General features: G+C 69.3%; 6 protein-coding genes. 2 read left to right on the top strand and 4 right to left on the bottom strand.

All coding sequences use genetic code 11. The features are described from left to right. Window positions 1-496 (top strand): TolC family protein (locus x551_RS19275; RefSeq protein WP_253950421.1); only part of this gene is annotated, 496 nt, incomplete at its 5' end. Further along, entirely contained in the window at window positions 493-681 is a 189-nt protein-coding gene (locus x551_RS27675; RefSeq protein WP_051512180.1) for a hypothetical protein, read from the top strand. The genes x551_RS19275 and x551_RS27675, both read left to right, overlap by 4 nt. Window positions 682-765: 84 nt before the next feature. Here the strand turns inward: x551_RS27675 and x551_RS19270 are convergent, their stop codons facing one another. The 4 genes from x551_RS19270 to x551_RS19255 form a co-directional block, all read right to left on the bottom strand. Next, the gene (locus x551_RS19270) at window positions 766-1575 is read right to left on the bottom strand and encodes an iron-containing redox enzyme family protein (protein ID WP_036234030.1); all 810 of its coding nucleotides are present in this window, start codon (window positions 1573-1575) and stop codon (window positions 766-768) included. 188 nt (window positions 1576-1763) lie between these two features. Then, window positions 1764-2348, bottom strand: coding sequence for a methionine biosynthesis protein MetW (gene metW / locus x551_RS19265; RefSeq protein WP_011831156.1), 585 nt, complete (start codon window positions 2346-2348; stop codon window positions 1764-1766). 106 nt (window positions 2349-2454) lie between these two features. Continuing rightward, window positions 2455-3618, bottom strand: a complete 1164-nt coding sequence (locus x551_RS19260; protein ID WP_036234029.1) for a homoserine O-acetyltransferase — start codon at window positions 3616-3618, stop codon at window positions 2455-2457. Between the two features lie 176 nt (window positions 3619-3794). After that, a partial coding sequence (locus x551_RS19255) for a helix-turn-helix transcriptional regulator (RefSeq protein WP_036250305.1) occupies window positions 3795-4069 on the bottom strand: 275 nt, incomplete at its 5' end.

Below are 4069 nucleotides of genomic sequence, written 5' to 3'. Positions count from 1 at the left end.
CGCGCCGCCGGCCGCGCTGCCCGGGTTGCCGGTGACCGACCTCTCGGCGCTGCCGCTGGGCACCACGGAGGCCTGGCTGGCGCGCCGTCCGGACCTGATCGCCGCCGAACGCCAGCTTGCCGCCGCCACCGCCAACATCGGCGTCGCCAAGGCCGATCTCTATCCGCGCATCTCGCTGTCGGGCCTGCTGGGCCTGAATGCGGCCACGCTCGGTGACCTGGGCCGCAGCGAATCGGCGATCTACTCGCTGGGCGCGGGCCTGAGCTGGAGCGTGCTGGACTTCGGCCGGGTGCGCTCGCGCATCGCCGCCAGCGAGGCGCGAGCCCAGGCCAGCCTCGCGAGCTACGAGCAGACGGTGGCGACCGCGCTGGAGGAAACCGAAGGCGCGCTGACGCAGTTCACCCGCAACGCGCAGCGTGCCGAACGCCTGGACCGCGCCGCGCGCAGCGCCGAGGAGGCCGCCGGGCTGGCCCGGCTCCGCTACGACGCGGCGTGACCGACTTCCTGGTGGTGCTGGACGCCGAGCGCGAGGTGCTCGCCAGCCGCGACCAGCTGGTGCAGGCCCAGGTGGCCACGGCCACCGCGCTGGTCAGCGTCTACCGCGCGCTGGGCGGCGGCTGGACCGCCCCGACCGATGCCGCCGCCGCGCCGGTGGCCGTCAGCAGCAACAACCCCCGCTGAAAACAACACGGCCTCGCCGGGTTCGCACCCTGGCGAGGCCGTGAGCCCCGCCCATGGGCGGGCGCAGGCCGGTCATCCGACGCTTCAGGCCGCGCGCTTGCGCTCCTCCGGGTAGACCAGCGAGAGCAGCTGACCCGGGATGGTGGCCACCTGCTCGGCGTTGAGCGAGTAGTCGAGCGTGAGCCGCATGTACTCGTAGCTCTTGAGCACGCGCGAGCGGATCAGCGACACGCCGCGCTGCGTCGGGTCGGTGCCCATGATCGAGCAGATGATCTCGAGCGCTTCCCAGGGATGGGTGTCGTCGTACTTGGCATGCAGCTTGAGCCACTTCATGGCCTTGGCGCGCACCTCGAGCGGGAAGCTCTGCTCGTACACGTCGGACGAGCAGACCAGCGCCGACCAGTCGCCGGTCACGCCCTCGATCGAGTAGTTGGTGGCGGCCATCGCGGCGGCCAGGGTGTCGCGTTCACAGGTGTGCCAGCACCAGTGCGACAGCGCGTGCGTCTCGGTCGGCACCTCGCCGTACAGCAGCTCGTCGCGGCTCACGCCGCTGGCGACGGCCCATTCGACCCAGTGGTCGGCATGGTTCTGCTCGACGCGGATGTTGCGGATCAGGTAGCGGCGCGCCAGGTCGTGACCGCGGGCCCGGCCGTACTGCAGCTTCAGCAGGTTCTGCGCCATGTACTGCGGGAACTGCTCGATCACCGGCCACACGCCGACCAGGAAGGTGCTGATCTGGTTGGCGTCGAGCTCGTTGTCGCGCATGCGATGGAAGAGCTCGTGCGAGGCCACGCGTTCGCGCGTCTCGGCGCAGCTCTCGACCAGGTCTTGCGCCCACGCCGGATAGCTGCGGATGTCGGTCAGCTCCCCTTCCCGAATGAAGTCATCGCTCACGAATACGCTCCTCGTCTCTGGTTACATTGAACGGCACGGGCATCTCGGTCGACGCGTGCCGACAGTCGCGACAATAAGCGAAAACTGTGACGCCGCGCGCATTGCGTCACACACGGATGCAACATCCGCGCCACACTCGCGACCCCTGTAAGGTCTTCGTATTCCCGGGGGATGCGCCTTGCGCCAGATCAGGCCCGCTCGAACTTGAACAGCGCCGTGCCGGCCATCAGGTTGGGCCAGCGCCGCACCGCGTGGCCGTTCTGCAGGCCGAAGCTGTCGAGCACGCGCAGGCCGTTCTTGCGAGCCAGCACCTCGAAGTCGGCGAAGGTGCCGACGCGGATGTTGGGCGTGTCGTACCACTGGTAGGGCAGCACCTTGGTCACCGGCATCCGGCCCCGCAGCACCGACACGCGATTGGGCCAGTGCGCGAAGTTCGGGAAGCTGACGATGCCGAGCCGGCCCACGCGCACCGTCTCGATCAGCATCGCCTCGGTGTTGCGAAGGTTCTGCAGCGTGTCGAGCTGCAGCACCACGTCGAAGGCCTGGTCGGCGAAGATGGCCAGCCCCTCGTCGAGGTTGCGCTGGATCACGTTGACGCCGCGCTGCACGCAGTCGTGCACCTTGGCGTCGTCGAGCTCGACGCCGTAGCCGGTGCAGCCGCGGGTGTCGCGCAGCAGCGCCAGCAGCGCGCCGTTGCCGCAGCCGAGGTCGAGCACGCGCGAGCCCTGCGGCACGAGCTGCGCGATCAGCTCCAGGTCCTTCCGCTCGCTCATGGCCTCCCCTCGTCTGGCGCACACGCCAACCGATCCCCCGAGGGGATGCGGGCCGGCTCGGGAGCGGCCCGGCGCTCGGCCCGCGGGGGACTCTGCATCGTCTCGTTCATACCGCGAACCCCTTGATCCCACCTGCCGGTGCCACGGCTTCGTCGGCGATGCGGGCGAAGTAGGCGCGCAGCACGTTGTGATAGCGCGCGTCGGTCATCAGGAAGGCGTCGTGGCCATGCGGTGCGTCGATCTCGGCGTAGCTCACGTCGCGCCGGTTGTCGACCAGGGCCTTGACGATCTCGCGCGAGCGCTCGGGCGAGAAGCGCCAGTCGGTGGTGAAGCTGACCACCAGGAACTTCGCCGTGGCGCCGGCGAGCGCACGGCTCAGGTCGCCGTCGAACTCGCGCGCCGGATCGAAGTAGTCGAGCGCGCGCGTGATCAGCAGGTAGGTGTTGGCGTCGAAGTAGTCGCTGAACTTGTCGCCCTGGTAGCGCAGGTAGCTCTCGATCTGGAACTCGATGTCCTGGGTGCTGTAGGCGAGCTCGGGGTTCAGTGTCTGGCGGCCGAACTTGCTCGCCATCACGTCGTCGCTGAGGTAGGTGATGTGGCCGACCATGCGCGCCACGCGCAGGCCGCGCTTGGGCACCACGCCGTGGGCGTAGAAGTGCCCGCCGTGGAAGTCGGGGTCGGTGACGATGGCGCGCCGGGCCACCTCGTTGAACGCGATGTTCTGGGCCGACAGGTTCGGCGCCGAGGCCACCACGATGGCGTGCCGCACACGCTGCGGGTAGCGCACGGTCCAGCTCATCGCCTGCATGCCGCCCAGGCTGCCGCCGATCACCGCGGCCAGTTGCTCGATGCCCAGCGCGTCGAGCAGCCGGGCCTGGGCGTCGACCCAGTCCTCGACGGTGACGACGGGGAAGTCCGCGCCGTAGGGCCGGCCGGTCTTCGGGTCAGTGGAGGCAGGCCCGGTGGAGCCGAAGCAGGAGCCCGGGTTGTTGACGCCGATGACGAAGAACCGGTCGGTGTCCAGCGGCTTGCCAGGCCCGATCAGGTTGTCCCACCAGCCTTCGCTCTTGTCCTGGCCCTCGTAGCGACCGGCCACGTGGTGCGAGGCGTTGAGCGCATGGCACACCAGCACGGCATTGCTGCGCTCCGCATTCAGCGTGCCGTAGGTCTCGTAGACCAGCGTGCAGTCGTCGAGCACGGCACCGCTGCGCAGCGGCAGCGGCGCGTTCAGGCGCAGGGACTGTGGAGTGACGATGCCGACCGAAGCCATCCCGATATTCAACCCAAGAAAAAGACAACCCGGCGTCGCTGCGCTAGCGAGGCCGGGTGACGGTGGTGAACGGTCGAGGGCCCCTCTTTAGCTGCATTTGTTGAGCGCCCGCAATCCGGATCAAATCGGCGCTGTGAGCGGAAGTATAGCGAGCCCTCCGGTCGCGTCGAACAGCCCTAATCGCCACCCCACTGCGTGCTCGCCAGTGCCGCCGCCGCCGCGCGCGTCTCCACGCCGAGCTTCTCGAAGATGTGCTCGAGGTGCTTGTTCACGGTGCGGGGGCTCACGCCGAGGATGTCGCCGATGTCGCGGTTGGTCTTGCCCTTGGCCAGCCACGACAGCACTTCGGTCTCGCGCGGCGTCAGCGCCGCTGCGCTGAGCCGGGACGGCGAGGCGGCGCCGTCGCTGCCGTCGCCGCGCTGCGCCTCCAGCAGCCACATCGTCTCGCCCA

The organism is Methylibium sp. T29 (assembly GCF_000576205.1).
Lineage (GTDB): Bacteria > Pseudomonadota > Gammaproteobacteria > Burkholderiales > Burkholderiaceae_C > Methylibium > Methylibium petroleiphilum.
This window is presented reverse-complemented; position numbering and strand designations above follow the sequence as displayed.

Coding starts and splice junctions, on each gene's coding strand:
- metW (WP_011831156.1), bottom strand. CDS start 2,348: ATGAGCGAGCGGAAGGACCTGGAGCTGATCGCGCAGCTCGTGCCGCAG.
- x551_RS19260 (WP_036234029.1), bottom strand. CDS start 3,618: ATGGCTTCGGTCGGCATCGTCACTCCACAGTCCCTGCGCCTGAACGCG.